Origin of the sequence: Peptacetobacter hiranonis, assembly GCF_008151785.1 — a bacterium.
GTDB lineage: Bacteria > Bacillota > Clostridia > Peptostreptococcales > Peptostreptococcaceae > Peptacetobacter > Peptacetobacter hiranonis.
In genome coordinates this window covers 1,136,031-1,160,592 of sequence record NZ_CP036523.1, presented here as the reverse complement: position 1 = coordinate 1,160,592, position 24,562 = coordinate 1,136,031, and the positions used below count along the sequence as shown (strand labels likewise).

At 30.8% G+C, this 24,562-nt stretch carries 23 protein-coding genes; 20 read left to right on the top strand and 3 right to left on the bottom strand.

What is annotated here, in order from left to right; translation table 11 throughout:
• Positions 1–42 precede the first annotated feature (42 nt).
• The 13 genes from KGNDJEFE_RS05380 (at position 43) to KGNDJEFE_RS05325 (ending at position 13,003) form a co-directional block, all read left to right on the top strand.
• Positions 43–642, top strand: coding sequence for a TIGR04100 family radical SAM protein (locus KGNDJEFE_RS05380; protein ID WP_006439496.1), 600 nt, complete (start codon positions 43–45; stop codon positions 640–642).
• A 67-nt stretch (positions 643–709) separates the two neighbouring features.
• Positions 710–2,185, top strand: coding sequence for a cell wall-binding repeat-containing protein (locus KGNDJEFE_RS05375; RefSeq protein ID WP_083780542.1), 1,476 nt, complete (start codon positions 710–712; stop codon positions 2,183–2,185).
• A 194-nt stretch (positions 2,186–2,379) separates the two neighbouring features.
• Positions 2,380–3,294 (top strand): ABC transporter ATP-binding protein, encoded by a 915-nt coding sequence (locus KGNDJEFE_RS05370; RefSeq protein ID WP_040410253.1) that lies wholly within the window; start codon positions 2,380–2,382, stop codon positions 3,292–3,294.
• Positions 3,294–4,064 carry an ABC transporter permease gene (locus KGNDJEFE_RS05365; RefSeq protein ID WP_006439493.1) on the top strand — a complete coding sequence of 257 codons (771 nt, stop codon included), beginning with the start codon at positions 3,294–3,296 and terminating at the stop codon, positions 4,062–4,064. The genes KGNDJEFE_RS05370 and KGNDJEFE_RS05365 overlap by 1 nt, the downstream gene beginning before the upstream one ends.
• 3 nt (positions 4,065–4,067) lie before the next feature.
• Positions 4,068–4,793, top strand: a complete 726-nt coding sequence (locus tag KGNDJEFE_RS05360) for an ABC transporter permease (protein ID WP_006439492.1) — start codon at positions 4,068–4,070, stop codon at positions 4,791–4,793.
• A gap of 93 nt (positions 4,794–4,886) precedes the next feature.
• The gene (locus KGNDJEFE_RS05355) at positions 4,887–5,426 is read left to right on the top strand and encodes a DUF3841 domain-containing protein (RefSeq protein ID WP_148881808.1); all 540 of its coding nucleotides are present in this window, start codon (positions 4,887–4,889) and stop codon (positions 5,424–5,426) included.
• A gap of 891 nt (positions 5,427–6,317) precedes the next feature.
• Positions 6,318–6,491 carry a hypothetical protein gene (locus KGNDJEFE_RS11730; RefSeq protein ID WP_170239658.1) on the top strand — a complete coding sequence of 58 codons (174 nt, stop codon included), beginning with the start codon at positions 6,318–6,320 and terminating at the stop codon, positions 6,489–6,491.
• A gap of 305 nt (positions 6,492–6,796) precedes the next feature.
• Positions 6,797–7,378 (top strand): DUF3841 domain-containing protein, encoded by a 582-nt coding sequence (locus tag KGNDJEFE_RS05350; RefSeq protein WP_006439490.1) that lies wholly within the window; start codon positions 6,797–6,799, stop codon positions 7,376–7,378.
• Positions 7,379–7,767: 389 nt separating this feature from the next.
• Positions 7,768–9,693, top strand: a complete 1,926-nt coding sequence (locus KGNDJEFE_RS05345) for a BglG family transcription antiterminator (RefSeq protein WP_006439489.1) — start codon at positions 7,768–7,770, stop codon at positions 9,691–9,693.
• 18 nt (positions 9,694–9,711) lie between these two features.
• A complete protein-coding gene (locus KGNDJEFE_RS05340) occupies positions 9,712–10,113 on the top strand; it encodes a PTS sugar transporter subunit IIA (protein WP_006439488.1) in 402 nt (133 codons plus the stop codon).
• 1 nt (position 10,114) lies between these two features.
• Entirely contained in the window at positions 10,115–10,390 is a 276-nt protein-coding gene (locus KGNDJEFE_RS05335; protein WP_006439487.1) for a PTS sugar transporter subunit IIB, read from the top strand.
• 65 nt (positions 10,391–10,455) lie between these two features.
• A complete protein-coding gene (locus KGNDJEFE_RS05330) occupies positions 10,456–11,820 on the top strand; it encodes a PTS ascorbate transporter subunit IIC (RefSeq protein ID WP_006439486.1) in 1,365 nt (454 codons plus the stop codon).
• Positions 11,821–11,989: 169 nt separating this feature from the next.
• Positions 11,990–13,003, top strand: a complete 1,014-nt coding sequence (locus KGNDJEFE_RS05325) for an ADP-ribosylglycohydrolase family protein (protein ID WP_006439485.1) — start codon at positions 11,990–11,992, stop codon at positions 13,001–13,003.
• A 193-nt stretch (positions 13,004–13,196) separates the two neighbouring features.
• On the opposite strand, the gene upp is transcribed toward KGNDJEFE_RS05325, so the two are convergent.
• The 3 genes from upp to KGNDJEFE_RS05310 all read right to left on the bottom strand — a co-directional run bounded on the left by upp (position 13,197) and on the right by KGNDJEFE_RS05310 (position 15,848).
• Positions 13,197–13,826, bottom strand: coding sequence for a uracil phosphoribosyltransferase (upp, locus tag KGNDJEFE_RS05320; RefSeq protein WP_006439484.1), 630 nt, complete (start codon positions 13,824–13,826; stop codon positions 13,197–13,199).
• A gap of 208 nt (positions 13,827–14,034) precedes the next feature.
• Positions 14,035–14,955, bottom strand: a complete 921-nt coding sequence (locus KGNDJEFE_RS05315) for a hypothetical protein (RefSeq protein WP_006439483.1) — start codon at positions 14,953–14,955, stop codon at positions 14,035–14,037.
• A gap of 464 nt (positions 14,956–15,419) precedes the next feature.
• Complete coding sequence (locus tag KGNDJEFE_RS05310) at positions 15,420–15,848, bottom strand: 4Fe-4S dicluster domain-containing protein (protein ID WP_050754637.1); 429 nt, start codon at positions 15,846–15,848, stop codon at positions 15,420–15,422.
• Between the two features lie 240 nt (positions 15,849–16,088).
• Between KGNDJEFE_RS05310 and mutS the strand changes: the two genes are divergently transcribed.
• The 7 genes from mutS (at position 16,089) to KGNDJEFE_RS05275 (ending at position 24,495) form a co-directional block, all read left to right on the top strand.
• Positions 16,089–18,959, top strand: a complete 2,871-nt coding sequence (mutS, locus tag KGNDJEFE_RS05305) for a DNA mismatch repair protein MutS (protein ID WP_006439481.1) — start codon at positions 16,089–16,091, stop codon at positions 18,957–18,959.
• Positions 18,960–18,977: 18 nt separating this feature from the next.
• Entirely contained in the window at positions 18,978–20,972 is a 1,995-nt protein-coding gene (gene mutL / locus KGNDJEFE_RS05300) for a DNA mismatch repair endonuclease MutL (RefSeq protein ID WP_006439480.1), read from the top strand.
• 23 nt (positions 20,973–20,995) lie between these two features.
• Complete coding sequence (gene miaA / locus KGNDJEFE_RS05295; protein ID WP_006439479.1) at positions 20,996–21,925, top strand: tRNA (adenosine(37)-N6)-dimethylallyltransferase MiaA; 930 nt, start codon at positions 20,996–20,998, stop codon at positions 21,923–21,925.
• A gap of 53 nt (positions 21,926–21,978) precedes the next feature.
• Complete coding sequence (hfq, locus tag KGNDJEFE_RS05290; protein ID WP_006439478.1) at positions 21,979–22,206, top strand: RNA chaperone Hfq; 228 nt, start codon at positions 21,979–21,981, stop codon at positions 22,204–22,206.
• Between the two features lie 24 nt (positions 22,207–22,230).
• The gene (locus tag KGNDJEFE_RS05285; RefSeq protein WP_006439477.1) at positions 22,231–23,523 is read left to right on the top strand and encodes a methionine gamma-lyase family protein; all 1,293 of its coding nucleotides are present in this window, start codon (positions 22,231–22,233) and stop codon (positions 23,521–23,523) included.
• 105 nt (positions 23,524–23,628) lie between these two features.
• A complete protein-coding gene (locus KGNDJEFE_RS05280; protein WP_006439476.1) occupies positions 23,629–23,889 on the top strand; it encodes a hypothetical protein in 261 nt (86 codons plus the stop codon).
• Positions 23,890–24,066: 177 nt separating this feature from the next.
• Positions 24,067–24,495: a CAP domain-containing protein gene (locus tag KGNDJEFE_RS05275; RefSeq protein ID WP_330360543.1), complete on the top strand. Its 429-nt coding sequence runs from the start codon at positions 24,067–24,069 to the stop codon at positions 24,493–24,495.
• Positions 24,496–24,562: the final 67 nt, after the last annotated feature.

Genomic DNA, 24,562 nt, shown 5'->3' with positions numbered 1-24,562 from the left:
ATAATTAATAATTTTAAAATAATGAAATAGGAGTGATAAATTATGATGACAATATTCTACCCAATAGGAGATAGTCTTTATGTAAACCTTACAAATAAATGTCCATGTAGATGTGTATTCTGTGTAAGAGAAGAGCATGAAACAGTGGGAAACAATAATAGCCTATGGTTAGACCATGATCCATCTATGGAAGAAATAAAAGCGGATTTAGAAAGATTTAATTTAGATGATTATAAAGAAATAGTGTTCTGTGGATTTGGTGAACCTATGATGAGAATGGATGACCTTATAGAAACAGCAAAATATATAAAATCTAAAGCTGATATAAAAACAAGAATAAATACAAATGGACTTGGAGACCTTATTCATGAAAAAAATACAGCTGAGTGCATAAAAGATTGTATAGATTCTGTATCAATAAGTTTAAATGCTCCAGATAAGGAAAGTTATTGCAGAGTAACTAGACCTAAGTTTGGAGAACAGTCTTTTGAGGCTATGCTTAAATTTGCCGAAGAATGCAGAGACTGTGGGATAAATATAGCTTTTTCTGTAGTTGACGAGATTACACCTGAAGAAATAGAAAAATCTAAAGAATTGGCTGAATCTTTAGGAGTTAAATTAAGAGTAAGACATAAACGGTAAAGTAGAGATAAAAGATAAAAAAAGTGATATAATATTTATAAATAATAATTGTTTTACTGGAGGAAAAATGAAACTAAGAAAAAGATTTTTATCATTATTTTTATCTTCAATTATGCTTACTTCTACTAGTATGGCATATATAACAGAAGCTGCAACTACAGAAACTATTAGAGGAAAAGATAGATACGACACCGCTTTTAAAATATCTGAAAAGGTTGGTAGTTATAATACAGTAATACTTGTAAACTCTACCAGTTCATTAGCAGATGGATTATCTGCATCTGGATTATCTGGTGCAAAAAATGCTCCTATAATCCCTGTAAGAAAAGATGATATTCCAGAACAAAGTTTAAAGGCGATATCTTCAGCATCTAATGTATATATAATAGGTGGAGATGCAGCAATATCAAAAAAAGTAGAGGCTAGCTTGATAGCTAGTGGAAAGGTAGTAAATAGAATAGAGGGAAGTAATAGAATAGAAACATCGCAAAAGGTTGCTGATTTAATAGGAAGTTATAGTAAAGGATTTATAGTGAATGGATTCAAAGGAGAAGCTGATGCAATGTCTATTTCTTCTGTTGCAGCACGAGAAGGAGCTCCTATAATACTTACAGATGGAGATAATCCTAGCATAGAAAAGAAAAATGGAGTAGAGTACTATGTAATAGGAGGAAGTACAGTTGCATCAAATAAATTACAGGCTGCATACTCAGCAAAAAGGTTAGCTGGCAACGACAGATATAAGACTAATAGAGCTATTCTAAATAAGTTTTATCCTAATTCTAAAAAACTATACTGTGCAAATGGAACTGCACTTATAGATGCGCTTACTGTATCTTTACTTGCAAAAGATAATGGAATAGCATTTGTTGGAAATAATTCAGATAATAGTATATTAAAAGGGAAGGATATAGTAAATGTAGGTAAGGTAGAAACGGAAACAAACAAACCTAATAAACCTATTACAGTTGAATATTTTAAGCCTTTAATTTTAGATCAGTCAACTAAAAATAAGATGAAGGGATTATCTATGCCAGATAACGCAATTGGGATTAAATATGATGATTTAAGAAGAGTAAATGTAAAATATTGGGGATTTGATAATAAAGCTCATACAGATGGTGTTTTAATAGTAAATAAATCAGTAGCCAATGATGTTTGCAGTATTTTCAACGATTTATACAAGGCTAAGTACCCTATTGAAAAAATAAGAATGATTGATGAGTATAAGGCAGATGATGAATCATCTATGAAAGATAATAATACATCTTCTTTCTGCTACAGATTAATAGCTGGAACTAAGGTTCTTTCAAAACACGGTAAAGGTGTAGCTATTGATATAAATCCTCTATATAATCCTCAAGTAAAAAATGGTAAGGTATATCCAAGTATTAGCAAACCTTATGCAGATAGAAGTAAGAATGTAAAAGGAATGATTAAAAAAGGTGATGCTTGCTATAAAGCATTTACATCTAGAGGATGGAAATGGGGAGGTAATTGGAAGAATAGTAAAGATTACCAACATTTTGAAAAAATACAATAAGAAATATTAGTATATAGAAGGTTATATTCAATCTTTTAAGATTTTAATGATAAAAAAGATTGGGTATGCCTTCTTTTTTTATGTTACAAAATTGTAAGGTTAGATACCCAAACTGTAAGGTTAATCGATTTTTCTATAAATTATTAAATCATATAATTAAACTAAAGAAAACAATAAAAGAGAGGTCGATTTTTATGAAGTACATAATAAAAACTAACAACCTAGATAAAAAATATAAAAACTTTTACAGTGTAAAGGGAGCAAATCTAAATATAAGAAAGAAGAGAATTTATGGACTTATTGGCCCAAATGGAGCTGGAAAAAGTACTACTATGAAGATGCTGTTAGGACTTATCAAGCCTAGTGGAGGAAGTATAGAGATTATGGGAATGGAGATGAACGAAAAAAATAGAAGTAAAATTCTATCTAATGTAGGCTCTCTTATAGAAAATCCAGCATACTACGAACATCTTACAGGCATGGAAAATATGAAAATAATGCGGAATTTGATGAATGTATCAGATGAAAATATTCCAGATATTTTGAAGACAGTAAATATTTACGATAGCAGAAACAAAAAAGTAAAAGATTATTCTCTTGGAATGAAGCAGCGTCTAGGAATTGCAATGGCTCTAATCTCATATCCAAGTATATTGATACTAGATGAGCCTATAAATGGGCTAGATCCAGCTGGGATAATAGAAATAAGGAATTTAATAAAGACATTACCAGAAAAATACGGAATGACAGTAATAATTTCTAGTCATATACTATCTGAAATAGAGCATATATGCGATGATATTGCAGTGATAGAAGATGGAAAGATAATATTTGAAGATGAAATATCTGTATTAAAAGAAAAGGGAAGAGAGCAGATAGGAATAGATATTTCTGATTTAGCTTTGGCAAAGAAAATATTAAACGATAGAAAAATAGCTTCAAAAATAGAAAATAATAGATTAATGTTAGAAAAGTTGAGCGATGCTAAAATAGCAGAGATAAATAGAATATTTGTAGAAAATGGGTTAAAGGTTTATAGAATAGAGTTAATTAAAAAAAGCTTAGAAGAAATATTCCTTGATTTAACAGGTAAGAAGGTGAGGATATAATGAGAGTCAATATATTAAAAGGGACATATCTTGAATTTAAAAAGATGAAAAAGAAAAAGGTGCTTATCATAGCATTGTTGTTTACTTTGGTAACAATAGTTTGGACTATGGCTGTATCAAATAACTTTTATTCTAGAGGGGAAACATCTCCTAGTGATATGTGGCTATATGGTTTAACTTCGATAGCGCAGATAAACGCACTACTTTCACCAATTTTCTTATCTATAACAGCATCTAAAGTATCTGAAATAGAGCATAGAGGAGCAACCTTAAAGATTTTACTTACTAGACAGAGTAGAGCAAATTTATACGCATCAAAATTTGTGTACTGCGAAATAGTAGCTACTTTATGTACATTAGTACAGTTTTTAGGGTTTATTGCAGTTACATATTTCTCTGACTTCTTTGAAGCTGTACCAGTTTCACTAATGATACAATCTATACTTGCTGTAATAGTAGTAAATACAATGCTTATAGCGATATTTTTATTAGTTTGTATTTCTATAAAAAATCAGGTATATGGTGTTGGTTCTGGACTACTTTTAGGATTATTGGGAATAATATCTATGCTGTTTCCGAGAAATATAGCGATGTTTATTCCAAGCTATTATTATATGGATTTAATTCCTGCGAGAATGATTATGGGTGCTAAAAGAATAATAGGATTTGAAGTATTGCCATTTGATTTAACTACAACAGGAATAGTGATAGTATTTAGTTTATTGTTGATAGTTATTGGATTGATGTTATTCAATAGAAAAGAGGTGTAGAATATGCTTTTTAGATGTATAAAATCAGAAATTATAAAGTTAAAAAGAAGTGGTATAGTCCCTGTTTTGATAATAATTCCATTGATTGCTGTTTTCATGGGTACTGGAAATTATTATATGAATATAGGTGTACTTCAAAATAAATGGTACAGTCTTTGGACTCAGGTTTCGTTGTTCTACAGTTACTTTTTCTTTCCGGCATCAATTGCATTAATCTGCTCTTATTTGTGTAAGTTAGAACATGAAAATTCAAATTGGAATAAAATTTTAGCAGCTCCGATAAAAAGAAGAAATATAATTATATCAAAACTTGTATCAGCGACAATTTTAATATGTTTTTTACAGATTATGGTGGCAATATTTTATATAATCGGTGGGAAAATAGTGGGATTGGATTCAAATATTCCTAAAGAATTGATACAGTGGATTTCTCTTGGAGCTGTTACAGGAATATCTGTAGCAGCAGTGCAGTTATTTATATCTATGAATGTGAAGAATTTTGCAGTACCTGTTGGAATTTCAGTGTGTCTTTCTATATTAGGACTTAGATTTGTTATGGCAGAAATGGCATTTTCTATTCCTTATTCGCTAGTCATATATAGTATGAGCGCATTGAAGCCTGGTGGTTTTGGTGGAGATGTAATTGCAAAAATATTAATAACCGCGTTTTTATTTACAGTGATATTTGCGTTAATAGAAAATATTATTTTAAAAAGAAAAGATGTATAAAAAATAAAAATTCAATAAAAAATTTTTGAAGGAATTTAATATAATTTATAGAATATCTTAAATATAGACATTTTATAAAGGAACTTGATAGCTATGGAAAAAATAAAGGTATGGACAAAACAAAATAAAGATGTTCTTAAACAGTTAGAAAAAGACGGCAGATATATAGCAAGAAAAGATTATATAATGAAAGATTTGCAAGAACATGCAGATTTAGTACTTGAAGTGTACGATTGGCTATCGAGAAGTGGCCCACTTTCAAAGGATAAGCCTAAAGATGTAAGTTATCCTATTTGGGTATCTTTCAAAAAAGATGCGACAATGATGAACGACGAAAATTCTGTAATACTAGAACTAGAGTTAGATCCGAGTACGATAACTCATGTAAATATAGAAAAGTGGGGAATGATTTTAAATTATTCATATATTCCAGCAGATGAAGCTGATGCTAAAAGACATAGACAGCTTTTAGCGGACTATGGTGTAAGTGATGCACAGGCGTATATGAGTAGATTCTATCCACAGATAAAAATGGAAATTATGAGTAGTTGGTCTAGGCTATTTGACGATAATGTAAAGGCAAATAGCGATGCATGCTACGGAAATATTTGGGAGCAACTATATAGTTGTTAAAAATATAGTCAAAAATATACATATATAGACAAATATATTTTTACAAAAAAGCTCCCTACATTCATAAAGAGTGTAGAGAGGCGAGAAATCGCCCAAAACTCCTTTAATTGCTGGAAGTTCCTAAAGCTAGTTAAACTACAATGTAGAATTGAAAAATATTCAAGCGTGAATGTTGCGAAAGCAGAAAAAATTAACTAGATAGCATAAGGTTAAATCCTAAGTGCTTTAATAATGGATAATCAGCAGCCAAGATCCGAACAGGATAAGGTTCAACGACTAGGCAAATGCCGTACATCACAAGCTATTGGTGGTGGAAATGGGGAGCATCTAAAAAATTAGATGGTGATATAGTCTGTGCTTAATGGAAACATTAAGAAGTTCATAAGAGAACTGATTGGAAAGTAGCGATTCCGATTGAACACTCTAAAAATATATACGGATGTATTTTAGATATAACGACCGTATTTTTTATTTATTTAAAAACTTAAAAAAATTTTTATATTATTTGTATAATATAACTTCGATTAGTATATAATATAATTAGAAAGATAAATTTGTTATAGAATCGAGGTGAGGTAAATGGGTAAGTACAAAGTCTTATGAACAATGGGATTTACCAGCTAGATATTGGAAATTAGAATTACAAGATGCAATTGGAAATATAAAATCTGGTTGGTCTAATACAAAAAATGAAATTAGGACTGCTACTTATAATAACAAACATTTATCTACTGATGACAGATATTATATAAATTATATACTATCAGCAAATAAGCTTTATTATAACGTGTTAAATAACATAAACTTTGATATTCCTAAAAAATTTAAAGGAAAAAACTTAAATATTAAATATTTGAACAGCTTAATAAAAAGATACACTAGAAGATATAAATGGAAATTTCCCCAATAAAATTGATGGATTCAAATAAATACAACAAAATCCATGCAGATATAAATTCAAGTAAGAATATTTTGGAGAGAAAGTATGATAAAGAAATAAAGATGTTTACAAGTTGCAAGAAAGTTAAGGAAATACTAGAAAGTATAATTGCTGATACAAAGTAAATAATATTTAATAAAATTTATACTAATTAAGAAAAGAAAATAGGTTAAAAGTATATTTTATTTAATCACAAATATATTTTGTATTTATCCAACTGTTGATAAATAGAGGGTATATTTTATCGGTGACGGGGGTTAGATAAAATGCTTTAAATAAATAAAAAATACGGTTGTGGGATAATCGAGATAAAAATTTTTATTGAGATAACTGGCTCAACCAAGACTTAAAACTATCAAAAGATAGAATAAGAGCGAAATATCTAAAATGAGTACATTTATATATATTTTTAGAACCAGGTGAAGGAAGAATGGATTACTCAAATAATAAAATAACTTTGTATGCACTTCAGGCAGATCCTGTTATAGAAGCGATAAAGAAAGATGGTGTGTGTTTTTCTAAGAAAAAATACGTTGAAAAGAAGTATGTAGAAAGTGCAGCTGTATTTACAACTGTGTATTCTTGGTTTGTAAATGAAGCTAGTAAATTTTCTAAAAAGCCAGAAGGAGCTGAGTATCCATATTGGGCCTTTAAAGACCTATACAACGTAGACCAAGCAAATGGAGGAAATGTATTGAAATTAGAAGTTCCACTAGATGAGGTAGTTCTTTTCGATGTTAGAGATTGGAATAGGATTATGTGCTTGAAGTATTTAGGAAAAGACGAAAAAGAAGAAGTTGCTTTTAGGGAAAAAATTGCTCCTTATGGAGTGTTAGAAACTAAGATAATGTTGACTAACTTTTATCCTGATTTGAAAAGGGAAGTAATGGATAGTTGGCAAAATCTTTTTAGAAATGAAGATAAGCTAAAAAATGGCGAGGATGTCACTAAAAATGGCATACAAGCTGGACTTTGGCAGATAAAAAAAGAATGGATAGTGGAAGGATTATAAAAGAGACAAGAGAATAACTGCTCTGTGCTCCAGTCCTCAGCGCCCCATCCTATTATTTAACACATTTATAGGATATGGGATGCTTGCGGAATTGTCGCTATAGAGCAGTTATTTCTTTTGTCCAATTTAAATTACTTGCAACACGAGATGTATCAGAAAATTATATGGTATGTCTTTTTTTTATGCAAAATTATATATAAATGCAAGTAAACGTAAAATAAAAACAAACGCAAAACTATACGTAAATAGAGGGCATACTTGCATGAAAACGATTTTTAATGTGGCAGTTTTATGTTTTCTTTGCCACAATGAAGGAAAAATTTTATAATTGCGGCAAATTACTGCGATAATTATAATAAAGATATAATAATCCTAGGAGATGAAGTAAAGTGATCACATTAAACGAAAGACAAAATAGTATTTTAAAATACTTATATAATAAAAAAGATTATACAACAATAAATGAAATATCAAAAGAATTTAAAGTTAGTGTTAGAACAATTAGATACGATTTGGATAACATAGAATATATGCTGAAGGATAATGATAAAATTTCCTTAGTTAGAACGCCAAGATACGGTATCAAGTTGGAATTTAAAGGAAAAAGAGATATATTGACGTTTTCATCAATTTTCGATTGTGTGGAAATCAATTCGCCAGAGGATAGGGTAATTTTCATAGCGATAAATCTTTTGATAGGAAATAGTAAAGTTGAGGAATTGGCAAATATGCTTTCAATAAGTAAGAATACGGTTGTATCAGACTTAAAGAAAGCTAAAGAGATATTGAATAATCTAAGAATTAATGTAATTTCTAAAGCTTATGTTGGAACTTGTATAGAGGGAGATGAGGAAGATGTAAGATATGCCTTTATCAATCTATACTATAAGATTTCAAATGCAGACAATTACAAACTTCTAAAAATGATTATAGATGATTTTGATTCTGTAAAAAATGATATAGAAGAAAGAATACACAAGGTAGAAAATAAACTTTCTCTTGAGTACTCAGATACATCATTTAAAGAATTAATTATCATTATAATGTACTGCTTTATGAGGATGGGAGAGTATTCAAACTTTAATTATAGTGAAGAATACATACATGAAAAAGAGCAGGAAGAAGAATTCGAGGCTATACAATACGCATTTGCTGATAAAACAGAGGATAAGAAAGAGATTTGCTACTTAATGAAGTGGTTTAAAAGTGCAAAGGTCATGAGTTTTATAAATGATAAATCTGATGTAAAAATGGATGGTAATAAATATCTAGCTATGAGAATAATAGAGGATATGGAAAAATACACCGGAATAGACTATTCAAATGATTTTGATTTTGTAAATTCGGTTGTAATGCACTTCAGTGTGGCAATGTACAGAATGCAAAACAACTTTAAGATTGAAAACCCATTAAAAGAAGATATAAAAATGAGGTTGGGGATAATTTACCAAATAACAGAAGATGTTATGAAAAAATACGAAAGTGAAATCGGGGTAGAATTTCCTGACGACGAGGTTTCTTACATGGCTATGCACTTTGGAGCAGCCTTTGAGAGAAAAACTCAAGAAATATTTGATACAAAAGCACTGATAGTTTGCAACAGTGGACTAGCTACAGCAGGACTTCTAAGTGCGAGAATGGAAGTAATGCTTCCTCAGATACAGGTTGAAGGTGTCTGCAGATTAAATAACTTAGAAGAAGAGTTAAAAAATAAGGATGTTGATATTATAATTTCCACTGTTCCTATAAGAAATACAGATATTGAATATGTTGAAGTTAACCCTATGCTTAATATAGATGACGTTTTAAAGCTTAAAAAACTAGCATTTAATAACGTATACGAAAAAAGTAGTGAATATCTTGTTTCTAAGTACAAGGGAGATAAAGTATCATCAGTTGCTGAAATCATTAAAAAGAGCAATGCAGCCTTTTTATACGATGCAGATAACTGGAGAGATACAATAGCAGAAGCATCAAAACCACTTATAAAATCTGGAGCTATAAAAGAAGAATATGTAGACGATATGATAAAGGCTATAGAAGATCTTGGAACATATATGGTATTTATTCCAGAGATAGCATTTGTCCACGCTTCTAATAAGAATGTTGTAAATAATGCAGTATCGATGTTGACTTTAAAGAATGAAATTTATTTTGGTGATAACTCAGAGGTGAGAATTAAGTCCATAGTTGTTTTAGCGAACAAAGATGAAAATAAGAATCTAATTGAGTTAATCAACATACTAACTAAAAATAATAATGCAGAAAAATTTAAGAACGCAGAAAAATACTTTGATCTAAAAATAATGGTTTAAAAGTCAGGAGATAGAAAGATGATAGTAAAAGTAATAGATGAAGTTAAAAACTATGAAGAAGCGATAAAACTATCTTGTGATGAATTAGTTAAAAATGGCTCTATAGAGGATAGATACTACGATGCAATACTATCAAAAATAGAGGAGTTTGGGGCATATTTTTGCATAGCAGACCATATAGCAATGCCTCATGCAAGACCAGAAGATGGAGCATTAAAAACTGATTTATGTGTATTAAAGCTTAACAAAGAAGTAGATTTTTTAGGAAAACCTATAAAAATATTCTTCACAATAACAGCTGTAGATAGTTCTTCTCATATAGAAACGATAAAAAAATTAGCTGAAATATGTATGAACAAAGAAAAAGTAGAAAAAATATTAAATTCAAACAATGAAAAAGAAATTATGGAGGTAATGTAATATGAAAACAATAATGGCAGTATGTGGATCAGGATTAGGATCAAGTTTTATGGTGGAAATGAACATAACAGATATATTAAATGAATTAGGTGCTTCTTCAGAATATCAGGCATCTCACAACTCTTTAGCAGATGCTACAGCAGATCAGGCTGAAATATTCGTAACAGGAAAAGACTTAGAAGCAAGTGCTTCTCATCTTCCAAATCTTATAGTTTTAGATTCTCTTTTAGATAGAGATGAATTAAAAGCTAAAATAAAAGAAAAAATAGGATACTAAGAAAAAATAAATAAAGGGATTGGTTGTTAAAAAGCAATAAGCTTTGATTAACAAAGGAGGAAAATATGAACGGAATATTAGGTGATATAGTCGATTTTATACAGGAGCCCTCAGTTCTAGTAGGTATTATAGTTTTAGTAGGACTTTTACTTCAGAAAAAAGCATTTGAAGATGTAGTAAAAGCTACTTTAAAAGCAATGGTTGGTTTCGTTGTAATATCTGCATCAGCAGACGTAATATCAGCATCATTAGCACCATTTGGTGAGATGTTCCAGTATGGATTCAATATAAATGGGGTAATACCAAACAATGAAGCAGTAGTTGCACTTGCAATTAAAGACTACGGTCAGGCAACAGCACTTATAATGGCATTTGGTATGCTTGCTAATATATTAATAGCTAGATTTACAAAATTCAAAAATATATTCTTAACAGGTCACGTTACATTATACATGGCTTGTATGGTAGCAGTTATACTTTCAGTATCAGGAATGACAGGTGTACAGTTAGTATTTACAGGAGCTTTAGCACTTGGAATAATAATGGTACTTTCACCAGCAATGTGTCAGCCATTCATGAAAGATGTAACAAAAAATGATTCAGTTGCATTAGGTCATTTCTCATCAGTTGGTTATGCTTGTGCAGGATTAATAGGTAGAGCAGTTGGTAAAAACTCTAAATCAACAGAAGAAATGAACGTACCAAAATCTTTAAGCTTCCTTAGAGATTCAGTTGTTTCTATATCAATAACAATGTTAATACTTTACATAGTAGTTGCAATAGCAGCAGGTGCAGAATATGTTGAAACAAACTTATCAGGTGGACAGAACTTCATAGTATTCTCAATGATGCAGGCATTAAAATTCGCAGCAGGATTCATATTAATCCAGAACGGTGTTAGACTTGTTCTTAACGAAATAGTTCCAGCATTCAGAGGAATTGCTACAAAACTTGTTCCAAATTCAAGACCAGCTCTTGACTGTCCTATAGTGTTCCCTTATGCTCCAAATGCAGTACTTGTTGGATTCATAAGTTCATTTATAGGTGGTATAGTATCAATGTTCGCACTAGGTGCTATGGGACTTACAATAGTAATACCAGGTGTTGTTCCTCACTTCTTCTGTGGTGCAACAGCAGGGGTATTTGGTAACGCAACAGGTGGTAGAAGAGGTGCTATACTTGGAGCATTCTTCAACGGTATATTAATATCATTCTTACCAGTTGGATTATTACCAGTATTAGGTAACTTAGGTGTTGCAAACTCAACATTCTCAGATGTAGACTTCGCGGTAGTTGGTATAGTTCTTGGAAAACTACAGCAGTTCTTTGGAGGAAATGGAGTAACAATAGCTTTAGTAGGTATAGTTGCACTAATGGTTATATACTCAATGATATCAGGAAAGAAAAAAGCTGAAACAGCAGCAGAATAATATAAATTGGGGTGTCGCAGAATTCTGTGGCATCCCTTCTTTATTTTGCAGCAAGTTTAAAACTGAGAAAAAGAAAGTAAATTCGCTAATAGATATGTTTTGCTTTAAAAGTTAGTGATTTATATAATATAATAAAAATATAATATTATTTTAATGGAGCTGATAATAAATGAATAAGCTATTAAATAGATTTAAAGGATGTATTTTAGGTGGAGCTGTAGGGGATGCACTAGGCTATCCAATTGAATTTATGTCTGAAGAGGAGATATTTTCTATTTATGGGAAAGATGGTATAACGGTATACAATTTAAATAATGGAGTTGCAGAAATTTCTGATGATACACAGATGACACTTTTTACTATAGATGGTCTACTTTTATCTGATGGAGACGAGATAGAGAGTCTAAGAAAGTGTTATATAGATTGGGCAAATACTCAAATTGGCGATATAAATATTGGAATAGAAGGATATTCTAATTTATTGAATATAAAAGAATTGTTTTCTAGCAGAGAGCCTGGAAGAACTTGTTTGATGTCAATTTGGAATGGAGCAAATGGTACATTAGAAACGCAAATTAATAATAGTAAGGGTTGTGGCGGTATAATGAGAACTGCACCAATAGGATTATATTTTAAGAATAAAAGTTTAAAAGAGACTGCTTTTTTGGCAGCAAAAGCATCGGCACTTACACATTCTCATGAACTTGCTTATCTTTCATCAGCTATATTTGCTGTAATTATAGCGTGCATTGTTCATTATAATATGAATATTGAGGGGGCTATAATAAAATCAATAGAAGTAGTTAAGGAATGCTTTATAGACAAAGAATACACCTATGAATTGATAGAAATAGTTGAAAAGGCATTAAAACTTTCAAAAGAGAATCTTGAAGATCTTGAAGCTATACATATACTTGGAGAAGGATGGGTTGCAGAGGAAACTCTTGCAATAGCTGTATATTGCTCTTTGAAATATAGCAATAACTTTGAAAAAGGAATCATTGCTTCTGTAAATCATAATGGAGATAGTGATTCCACAGGATCTATTACAGGAAATATTCTTGGAGCATACTTAGGTATAGATAGAATAAGTAAAAAATTTTTAGATAAATTAGAGTTAGTAGGTTTTATAGAAGATATTTCTGAAAAATTATATAAAAAACAATATATGAAGAACAACTAATGAAATAAAAATAGGCTACGAGCAATTATTATTCTATCAGCCTTTCCTTACATCAAAATAACAAACTGAGGGCAAGAGAAATATCTGCTCAAAAGCGACAATACTGCAAGCGCCCCACAACTGCTAAATGTGTTACTCTAACAGTGTGGGGCGCTGAAGCCTGGAGCTAAGAGCAGATACACTCTTGTCCTTTTTATTTAGTTCCGAATAATCTATCTCCAGCATCTCCTAAACCTGGTAATATGTATCCATGTTCATTTAATCTTTCGTCAAGAGCTGCTACAAATATATCAACGTCTGGATGATATTTGTGAACTTCTGCTATTCCTTCTGGAGAAGCTACTAAGTTAACTAATTTAACACTTTTAGCTCCTTCTCTTTTAACAACGTCTATAGCTGCAACTGCAGAACCACCAGTAGCTAACATTGGGTCTACAACTATCATATCTCTTTCGTTTATATCCTTAGGGAATTTGCTGTAGTATTCAACTGGTTTTAAAGTTTCTGGGTCTCTGTATAGACCAACATGACCAACTTTAGCAGCTGGAACTAATGAAAGTAATCCGTCTACCATTCCTAATCCCGCTCTTAATATTGGAACGATACCTAATTTTTTACCAGCTATTACTTTAGCTTTAGTCTTAACAAGTGGAGTTTCTATTTCAACTTCTTCTAGTGGAAGATCTCTTGTTATTTCGTATCCCATAAGCATAGTTATTTCTGTTAATAATTCTCTGAAATCTTTTGATCCAGTGTTTTTATCTCTCATTAAAGTTAATTTGTGCTGAACTAATGGATGATCCATTATTACTACTTTGTTCATATAGATAAGCCTCCTAAAATTTTAATATGTTAAACAATAAAAATTGTTTTATGCGTAATCGATTATTAATATACACACACTTTTTCATATTATACCAAAAATCTTAACATTTTTCATCTATTTTTTGCATTTCGCTTAAAAATAATAAAATTAATTCATTTTATTGTTAAAAATTCAAAATAAATTCATACAAAAACACGAAAATTCTTTAATTATTTTGATTATATCTTCGTGTTTTTATATCCTCTCTCTGCTGATTAACAGCTTTATTCAAAATATCGCCCTCTAAATATTCGACCATATCCAAATAATCTAGAGATTCATTAAAATATCCTATATTTGACGCTGCTGTAGACAGTGATAAATAATATGCATTTTTAGCGTCTTTAGTACGAGGATGATTTAAAATACTTTTTAAATCACAGTATAATTGGTAATCATCTTTTGACTCATTATACTTTTCAATAATTTTATTGTACTCCTCTGTAAATTTTTTGTTCTTTCTTTTTTCACTAGAAGTTGCAAGTGCAGAAAACAATATGAAATGTACAATCCAAACAGCGACAACTATAACTGTGAAAAGCAAAGTACTTTTTATACGATTTATAAAACAGATTGGAATTAGTAGAGCCAATATTAAAGTAGAAACATAGGCAAACGACGACTTTCTATTTTCCCACTTTATTCCACTGTACTTCTTACTACTCATATCATTTAAATTTTTGGCTGCAAGTACAGAAATAATATATCCTAGATTTTCTGTCTGATTTGGTAGATTATTGTTACTTTTCTTACTCGCATATAATTGATATCTCGTTCCACTCTTAAATTGGATAATTATCTTCATACCGAAAATACCATTTTTCAAGGCAATTCCCTGCATATCTTTAAATTTAAAGAAATGATAATCAGTCGCCTTATCGACCTTTAACTTGCTCATAAATCCAAACAAAAGTCCTTCATTATTTATAGAAATTATACAATTTTGATTAAATGATACATTATTTATCTTTTGAATAACTGCTAGAATTAAATGATTAGGAATTGAATAAATCTCTTTAAACACATTTGGTAAAACTTGATCCGTCATAACTTTATATAAAATCTCTTCATCGTACATAAGCTTCATAGGAAAAACTCCTTTCTATAAGGACTGAACCTCCCATGACTAAAGTCACGAGTGTTCTTGCTTAGTTTAATAAAATATTATCTATAACTATATTATAACTTATAATATAAAAAACAAATGAAAAATCTGAGGAAAATAACACTAAAATAAAAAATCTCACGAATTACAATTTAATAAACTGTAATAAAAAAGAAGCTATTTAATTATGGTAAACAAATTTACAATGCATTGCCGAAGAATAACAGGCATCAAGGATTGCTGATTTAAAATATAAAAAAAGAGAAGTAACAAATTAACAGCAATTATTTTAAAATAAAAAATCTCGTGAATTACAATTTAATAAACTGTAATAAAAAAGAAGCTATTTAAATCGCACTCGACAATGGAAGACGCTCATATTACTACATTTTCAAAAAATACTAAATGCGTCTGATCCTGGAGAGAAGATTAAATAGCTTCTTTTTTTATTTACAGTCTATTAAACGTAATGCGTGAGATTCGCATGCTTCTACACATGCAGGTAATAGTCCAGCTTTTACTCTGTCATTACATCCATCGCATTTTACTATTTTTTCATTTAAAAACTTAGGTACATCAAATGGGCATACAAAAGAACAAATCTGACATCCGATACAATTCTCATCATTAGTAAGGACAAAACCAGTTTCTGGGTCAACAGAAAAAACATCGTGAGAACAGTTATTCATACAAGTAGGATCCTCACAGTGTCTACAAGACTCTGTAATCAATCTAAAAGAATTAGTAACAGGATTTTCAACTCTTTTCATTTTTCTGCAACTAAGTCCTTCTTTATCCGAATGAACCTTTGCACAAGCTGCATGACATTTAAAACAAGCATTACAAAGATCCATATTATAAACTATCTTTTTCAAAAATAAAACCTCCCCCAAAAAAATTCTGTAACGAAAAAAATAATACGATTTAATTTTACACGAAAGAAAGAATGTTTTCAATTACATTTGAAGGATAGAGTTATAATGCGTAACTTTAAAAAAATATGGTATAATAAAACAATGAGACAAAATTTTAGTCAAATGAACGATGAAAAAATATTTGATAAAAGAAAAATACAAAGTAGTTGATTTAATAATAATTTGAAATGGAGGAATAAGATGGAAGTAGATAGAAAAAAACTTACGCCCATGATGAAACAGTATATGGAAACAAAAGATAGATACAAAGACTGTATACTATTCTATAGATTGGGCGATTTTTATGAAATGTTCTTTGATGATGCGATAGTAGCTTCAAAAACACTTGAAATAGCACTTACTGGAAAAGCATGTGGCTTAGAAGAAAGAGCTCCAATGTGTGGAGTACCTTTCCATTCTGCCAATTCATATATATCAAAATTAGTAGAAAACGGGTACAAAGTTGCAATAGGTGAGCAGCTAGAAGACCCAGCAAAGGCAAAAGGTATAGTAAAAAGGGATGTTATAAGAGTTATAACACCGGGTACTGTACTTGATGGCTCACTTTTAGAAAACAAGAAAAACAACTACCTAATGTCTATATACAGAAATAAAAATATGATCGGGTTATCATATGTAGACATAAGTACAGGAGAATTAAATGCGACTTATTTAAACGAGGACAAAATAGTTGAAGAAATAGCAAAGGTAAACCCTTCAGAGATAATATTAAACGACCTTTCATTTATTGATAAGATAAGAGATATTGCAACGGTTGGAAATATATACATAAATGAAAGTTTTGACGATGGTATGGAAGAAGAGTCGATAATATTTGACTACTTCCCAAGTGAATACATAGAAACACTGGACTTAGATAACGACGGACTTATAAAGAAAAGTATAGCTATAATTTTAAATTATATATATTCTACTCAGAAGCAGATAACGTCTAATATGAGCTCTATAAACGTGTACAACTCATCAGAATATATGGTACTTGATATGTTCACAAGAACAAATCTTGAGCTTACACAGACTATAAGAGGTGGAAAGAAAAAAGGATCACTGCTTCATGTATTAGACAGAACATCTACTGCAATGGGTGGTAGACTTCTTAGAAAATACGTAGAACAGCCACTTATAAACAAAGAAAAAATAGAATATAGATTAAACATAATAGAAGAAATAAACGACGACTATATATTAAAAGAAGACTTAATTGAAATATTAAAGAAAATTTACGATATAGAAAGAATCTGTGGGAAAATAGCTTTTGAAAAAGTAACTCCTAAAGAATTAATAAACTTAAAACATTCTATAGAAAAATTACCTCTACTAAAAGAAACAGTTGAAAATTCAAGCTGTGTAATTTTAAAAGAATACATAAATAGTATGGATACTTTAGAGGATATTTATCAGTTAATAGAGGATTCGATAAAGGAAGATCCTGCTATTACAATAAAAGACGGAAATATAATAAAATCTGGTTACAATAATGAACTTGACGAACTTAGAGATATTTCTAAAAACGGAGCGAATATCATAAAAGATATAGAAGCTAAGGAAAAAGAAAGAACTGGGGTTAAATCATTAAAAATAGGCTTTAATAAAGTTTTTGGATATTATATAGAAATTACTAAAACTAATCTAGCTCAAGCAAATATCGATGAAAGTTATATAAGAAAGCAGACACTTAGCAATGCGGAGAGATTCATCACTCCAGAGTTAAAAGAAATAGAAGAAAAAATTCTAAATGCTGAGGAAAAAATAAAAGCTATAGAATATGAAATCTTTACAGAAATTAGAAGTGCTGTTTATAAAAATATAAACAGAATACAGGAAGTTGCGCATATTGTAGCAAATGTAGACGTATATGCTGCACTTGCTGAAACAGCTTCACAAAATGGGTATGTAAAACCAAATATAAACAACGAAAATAGATTAGAGATAAAAAATGGTAGACATCCAGTTGTTGAAAATATCGTAGGAATAGAAAACTTTGTTCCAAACGATACATATTTAAAAACTGGAGAAAATACTATAAACATAATCACAGGACCAAATATGTCAGGTAAATCTACATATATGCGACAAACTGCGATAATTGCACTTATGGCTCACATAGGCTCATTTGTTCCTGCAGAGTACGCTGATATTCCGATAATGGATAGAATATTTACAAGAGTTGGAGCAAGTGACGACTTATCTCAGGGACAGTCTACATTTATGGTTGAGATGAATGAAGTATCAATGATTCTTAAAAATGCTACAGATAAGAGTTTAGTTATACTTGATGAAATAGGTCGTGGAACTAGTACTTACGACGGAATAAGTTTAGCTTGGTCTATAGTCGAGTACATACAGAAAAATATAAAATGTAAGACATTATTTGCAACTCATTACCACGAATTAACTGATTTAGAAGACGAGTTTGACGAGGTTAAAAACTACTCTATAGGGGTTAAAGAAGATGGAAATGATGTAATATTCCTTAGAAAGATAATTCCTCAAGCAGCTGATAAGAGTTATGGTATATATGTTGCTAAGCTGGCAAAACTGCCAGATGAGGTTATAAACAGATCTTCTGAGATACTATCTGATTTAGAAAAGAACCATGTAAGCAATATGAGTGTATTAAATGCATTGTCTTCTGACAATGGAAATAGTGGATTTGCACAAAATATAGTAAATATAGAAGATAGAGTTGCTGAAAAAGCGTCTTATGAAGATAAGAGCTTTGAAGAATGTAAGGGATTAAAAATAGAAGTAGACAATTTAAAAACAGAAAATAATAGTCTAAAAAATATAAACGATAACTTAAACGATAAAAATAAAAAACTTGAAGAAAAAGTAGACTCACTTTCTAAACAATTAAAAGAAAAACAGTCTAAAAAGAGCAAAAAAGTGGAATACAGTACTTCTGGAGTGCAGATTTCATTTGGAAGTATGGAAAAAAGCAAGCTAGAGGAAGAGATACTATCTCTAAATCTGATGAATATGACTCCACTTGATGCTATGAACAAAATATTCGAACTTCAGAAAATAGCTCAGGAAGAAAGCTCAAAATAAATTGTTAGGAGGATTATTATGAAAAATAGAATAAACCTGCTAGACGAAATAACTATAAACAAAATTGCAGCTGGAGAGGTTGTTGAAAGACCATCATCTATTGTAAAAGAACTCGTTGAAAACTCAATAGATGCTGGTGCTGATAGAATAATAATCGAGGTTGAAAACGGAGGAAAGTCGCTTATCAAGATAACTGATAATGGATGTGGAATCCCTTCAAGTGAGGTTAAAAAGTGCTTTTTAAGACATGCAACTAGTAAGATAGACAAAATAGATGACTTATTTAATCTATTTACGCTTGGATTTAGAGGAGAGGCACTTGCTTCTATATGTGCAGTTTCAAAACTAGAAATGACTACAAAATTCGAGGATGAAGCTGTTGGAACAAAAATCACTCTAGTTGGCGGAAATATAGAAGCAAAAGAAGCCGTTGGTGCAAATACTGGAACATCTATTGTGATTAAAGATTTATTCTTTAATACTCCAGCGAGAAAAAAATTCCTAAAAACAGACCATGCTGAGCTTATGAATATCACAGACATTGTGAATAAGCTTGCAATAGGATATCCAAATGTAAAATTTAGATACCTTAATGCAGGAAAGCTAATGGTCAATACTCCAGGAGATGGAAAACTAGTAAGTGCTGTTAGAAGCATATATAGCAGAGAAGTTTCTGAAAACTTGATTGAAATTAACTATGATTGCAGCCTTTTCAAAATAGATGGATATATAGGAAATAACAATATATACCGTTCTAACAGAAATCTACAGCACATATATATAAATGGAAGATTTGTAAAAAGTAAGATAATTTACGATGCGATTGCAAATGCATATAAATCTATAATTCCTATAAATAAGCACGCAGTTTGTTTCATAAACTTGCACCTTGATCCACAAAAGGTAGATGTAAACATACATCCAGGTAAGATTGAGGTTAAGTTTGAAAAGGAAAATGAGATAAAATTAGAAATAATGGAATATATTAGGGCAAAACTGCTTAAACAAAGCCTAATTGGGAAGTATGAAACTTTTGACAGAGTTCCTAAGGATAGAGCAGTAAAACAAGACTTTATAGAGAAAAACAACTTTACAACAAAACAAGGTTTTATAGAAAAAACAGATTTTAATAACAACACATTTAAAAATCAGGATTTTGGAAATGCAAGTCAATACTCTAATGAAATGAATTCAAAAATTGATGATAAAGAAATTAAGCCGATAGATTTATCTGATGAGGTAGATGTAAACTCATTTATTAAGTTGGATGATTTTGAAGAGAAAAAGAAAAAAGAAGTAAAAACTAAATCTAGTGGATTTAAGTATAACAATGATACTAAATTAGAGAATAATAATAAAATATCTGAAACGGAATCACAGATGGCATTCACTGCAGAAGGTGAAATACTTGATTCAGAGAAAAAAGAAGCTGGATTTTCTCTTAAATATTATAAAGTTGTTGGAGTAGTATTTGATACATATATAGTACTTCAAAAGGGAGAATCTATGTATCTAATGGACCAGCACGCAGCACATGAGAGAGTTCTGTTTGAAAGATATATGAACGCATTCCACAAAAGAGAAGTACACATGCAGATGTTATTAGATCCAATTGTGTTAGAGCTATCAAGCGTGGATATGCTACAAGTTGAAAAAAACTTAGATATATTTAGAAACTTTGGATTTGAAGTAGAAATATTTGGGATGAATAATATCCTGATAAGAGGTGTACCTAACCTATTTGGAACTCCGCAATCAGAAAAATTCATCTTAGAATTGATAGACAACATAGATAAAATATCAAATAACTACGATTTAAAAGATGATAGATTTGCGATAATGGCTTGTAAATCGGCGATTAAAGCAAATGATAGAATTCAAAATATAGAAATAGAATCTCTATTTAAACAGCTTGAAAAATGTGAAAATCCATACACTTGCCCACACGGTAGACCTACAATGGTTGAGATTTCTAAAGTTGAAATAGAGAAGATGTTCAAAAGAATAATGTAGAAAAATAAGAAGGGAGGGGTATTATGACAACACCACTAATAATCCTTACTGGACCTACTGCAGTTGGAAAGACAGATCTTTCAATACAGCTTGCAAAGGCAGTTGATGCAGAAATAGTATCTGCAGACTCAATGCAGATATACAAATATATGGACATAGGTAGTGCAAAAGTAACTGAAGAAGAAATGCAGGGAGTTAAGCACTATCTAGTAGATGAAATAGAGCCAGATATGCCTTTTTCTGTATCTGAATACAAAAGAATGGCAGAAGAATACATAGATGAAATTTCTAGTAGAGGAAAAAATGTAATAGTCACTGGAGGAACAGGACTTTACCTAAACTCTTTAATATACGATATGGACTTTGGAAAATCTGATGCAAATCAGGAACTAAGAGAAGAGTTAAACAAAGAACTTGAAGAAAATGGACCTGCGTATATGTACGAAAAACTAGTTTCATTAGATAAAGAAGCTGCTGAAAGAATTCATCCAAACAACACAAAAAGAGTTATAAGAGCAATAGAAGTTGCTATGAGTGGAGAAAAGATGAATGACTTCTCAAAAGATTTAAGATACAATAAAAAGTATAGACCAATTATAATAGTTTTAAATAGAGATAGACAGGCATTATATGATAGAATAAATTTAAGAGTAGATATAATGCTAAAAAATGGTTTAATTGAAGAAGTTAAAGGACTTCTTGAAAAAGGATATACAAAAGATATGATTTCTATGCAGGGAATCGGATACAAAGAAATTATAAAATACTTCGATGGAGAGTACACTCTTGACGAAGCTATAGAAATAATTAAAAGAGATTCTAGACGTTATGCAAAAAGACAGCTAACTTGGTTTAGAAGATACGAAGATGCAAAATGGTTTGAAATTGATAAATTTGATTCAGTCGAAGAATTAAAAGATGCAGTTGTTTCTTATGTTAAAGAAATGCTTTAGAAAGAAAAATTTTGATTTTTATTTTAAATAAATTGTTTTAGGGGGATTAGAAAATGAAAAATGCAGTATTAAACTTACAGGATTTATTCTTAAATCAGGCGAGAAAAGAGAAAAAAGCTGTTTTCATATATCTTGTTAATGGTGTAAAGGTTAAAGGAACTGTAAAAGGATTTGATAGCTATGTTATTCTACTAGAGGGAGAAGATAAAAAACAGAGCTTAATATACAAACACGCTGTATCTACTGTTCAGCCAGTAGATAACATAAGCATAATATACTAAGATATAAAGAAAAAGGAGTAAGAAATGTTAGATATTACAAGAGATTTTTTAAAAGAACACTACAATATAGACGATGAAATGATGAAATTCTCAGAAGAGGTTATGGAAGACATCAAGTTTAAATTTGATGAGATCAAAGAAATAAGAGAATACAATCAGTACAAAGTATTAAGAGCTATGCAGGAAGCCAATTTAAGTGATAACCACTTCAACTGGACTACTGGATACGGATACAATGACCTAGGTAGAGAAAAGATAGAAGAAATATACGCAAAAGTATTCCACACAGAAGATGCACTTGTTAGACCTATAATAGTTAACGGTACTCATGCACTATCATTAACTGTTCAGGGATTAGTAAGACCAGGAGATGAAATACTTTCTATAACATCAGCACCATACGACACTCTTCAGGGAGTTATAGGTATAAGAGAAGAAAAAGGATGCCTAAAAGAATACGGTGTTACATATAGTCAGTTAGATTTTAGAGAAGATGGAAATATAGATATAGATGGTATAGAAGCTAAAATAAACGACAGAACTAAATTAGTTATGATACAGAGATCTAAAGGATATGAATGGAGAAAATCTCTATCAATAGAAGATATAGAAGAAGCTGTTAAAGAAGTTAGAAGAGTTAAACCAGAAGTTATAATAATGGTTGATAACTGCTACGGTGAGTTCTTAGATACTAAAGAACCAACAGATGTTGGGGTAGATATAATGGCTGGATCATTAATCAAAAACCCAGGTGGAGGACTTGCTTTAACTGGTGGATATATAGTTGGTAGACATGATTTAGTTGAACAGATATCATATAGATTAACTTGTCCTGGTATAGGTAAAGAATGTGGTCTTACATTTGGAACTACAAGAAGCGTACTTCAGGGATTCTTCATGGCTCCATATGTTGTATCTCAGGCTGTAATGGGCGCCATATTCTGTGCTAGAGCTTTTGAAAAAATGGGATATAAAGTACTTCCAGCTTATGACGACTTAAGAAGTGATATAATCCAGTGTGTTCAGCTTGGAAGTCCAGAAGAAGTTGTTAGATTCTGTGAAGGTGTTCAGTATGCAGCTCCAGTTGATTCATTCGTTACACCAGTTCCATGGGCAATGCCAGGGTACGAAGACGAGGTTATAATGGCTGCAGGAGCTTTTGTTCAGGGTTCTTCAATAGAATTAAGTGCTGATGCTCCAATAAGACCACCATACAATGTTTACTTCCAGGGTGGACTTACATTTGACCACTCTAAGATGGGTACATTAAAGGCAATAGAGAGAATAAAAGATTTACATAGAGAACAGGGAAAATAAGTAAAAAAAGAGGTTGATGCAATTTTTTGCAAAAACCTCTTTTTTTATTTATCTAAAAAGATAGAAAGTATATTAAAAGATAAAGAAGTTGTTCAGGTTGGAGGTATGAATTTTAATGTAAGTTTTGATACACCAGTTAAGCCAGATGATAATAAACCAAATCCTGATGAACAGCAGAACCCCGATGAACAGAATCCAAGTGGAAAGAATACAGCTCCTGTATTAACATCAAGAAATAAAATATATGTTATAGATAATGGTGCTAAAATTGATTTTAATAGATATGGAGTTAAAGCTTTAGATACAGAAGATGGTGGTATAACTAATAAAGTTGTGTTCACAAATTTACCTGACACAACAGTTTAGGGTGATTACAAATTCTTTGCAAAAGTTACAGATAAAGGTGGACTTACATCTACATTAGAATTAAAAGTTAGAGTTAGGGGTGCAGTAGTTGATTATGATGTTAATTCAGCATCATACCAGAGAAGATTAAATGCTGAATTCGATAGACTTTTACAAAATCATAGAGCAGGTAGAAATCTGATTTCATTAGGGAGTAGAACTAGTGAGTTAGCGAGATTAAAAGCTAACCATATGGCTGATTTAGGTTATTGTGGACATACTTATGATGATAGTCAGACAAAGCTTTATACGGATAGATGGAGAAAGGGCGACACTATGGGATACAAACTTTGGGTTTGGGATATCTATCCAGATGTTCAGGGTGACGGCAAAGGTTCAATATGTCCTTTAGGTGAAAATGTGTATATGAGTTCTGGATATAGATTAAAACCAGAAGATTTAGCTAATCATATCTTCACATCATGGGTAGATTCTCCTATGCACAATGATGCTTTACTTTCTGAACAGGTGGATTATTATGGATTTCATGTTACAAAAGCTAGTAATAGTAAGATTTATGCTGCTTATGATATTAGTGAGCTTGTTACTTGGAATACAATAAAATAAATATAAATTAGTGATATAATATGAAATTTAAGAAAAAGGTAGTACAGTAACATTTGTAGCGTAAATA

Coding starts and splice junctions, on each gene's coding strand:
- KGNDJEFE_RS05315 (WP_006439483.1), bottom strand. CDS start 14,955: ATGAAGCTTATGTACGATGAAGAGATTTTATATAAAGTTATGACGGAT.
- KGNDJEFE_RS05380 (WP_006439496.1), top strand. CDS start 43: ATGATGACAATATTCTACCCAATAGGAGATAGTCTTTATGTAAACCTT.
- KGNDJEFE_RS05375 (WP_083780542.1), top strand. CDS start 710: ATGAAACTAAGAAAAAGATTTTTATCATTATTTTTATCTTCAATTATG.
- KGNDJEFE_RS05280 (WP_006439476.1), top strand. CDS start 23,629: ATGAATTTTAATGTAAGTTTTGATACACCAGTTAAGCCAGATGATAAT.
- KGNDJEFE_RS05360 (WP_006439492.1), top strand. CDS start 4,068: ATGCTTTTTAGATGTATAAAATCAGAAATTATAAAGTTAAAAAGAAGT.
- KGNDJEFE_RS05330 (WP_006439486.1), top strand. CDS start 10,456: ATGAACGGAATATTAGGTGATATAGTCGATTTTATACAGGAGCCCTCA.
- KGNDJEFE_RS05365 (WP_006439493.1), top strand. CDS start 3,294: ATGAGAGTCAATATATTAAAAGGGACATATCTTGAATTTAAAAAGATG.
- KGNDJEFE_RS05370 (WP_040410253.1), top strand. CDS start 2,380: ATGAAGTACATAATAAAAACTAACAACCTAGATAAAAAATATAAAAAC.
- KGNDJEFE_RS05285 (WP_006439477.1), top strand. CDS start 22,231: ATGTTAGATATTACAAGAGATTTTTTAAAAGAACACTACAATATAGAC.
- KGNDJEFE_RS05335 (WP_006439487.1), top strand. CDS start 10,115: ATGAAAACAATAATGGCAGTATGTGGATCAGGATTAGGATCAAGTTTT.
- mutL (WP_006439480.1), top strand. CDS start 18,978: ATGAAAAATAGAATAAACCTGCTAGACGAAATAACTATAAACAAAATT.
- miaA (WP_006439479.1), top strand. CDS start 20,996: ATGACAACACCACTAATAATCCTTACTGGACCTACTGCAGTTGGAAAG.
- KGNDJEFE_RS05325 (WP_006439485.1), top strand. CDS start 11,990: ATGAATAAGCTATTAAATAGATTTAAAGGATGTATTTTAGGTGGAGCT.
- KGNDJEFE_RS05340 (WP_006439488.1), top strand. CDS start 9,712: ATGATAGTAAAAGTAATAGATGAAGTTAAAAACTATGAAGAAGCGATA.
- KGNDJEFE_RS11730 (WP_170239658.1), top strand. CDS start 6,318: ATGGAAATTTCCCCAATAAAATTGATGGATTCAAATAAATACAACAAA.
- hfq (WP_006439478.1), top strand. CDS start 21,979: ATGAAAAATGCAGTATTAAACTTACAGGATTTATTCTTAAATCAGGCG.
- KGNDJEFE_RS05350 (WP_006439490.1), top strand. CDS start 6,797: ATGGATTACTCAAATAATAAAATAACTTTGTATGCACTTCAGGCAGAT.
- upp (WP_006439484.1), bottom strand. CDS start 13,826: ATGAACAAAGTAGTAATAATGGATCATCCATTAGTTCAGCACAAATTA.
- KGNDJEFE_RS05355 (WP_148881808.1), top strand. CDS start 4,887: ATGGAAAAAATAAAGGTATGGACAAAACAAAATAAAGATGTTCTTAAA.
- mutS (WP_006439481.1), top strand. CDS start 16,089: ATGGAAGTAGATAGAAAAAAACTTACGCCCATGATGAAACAGTATATG.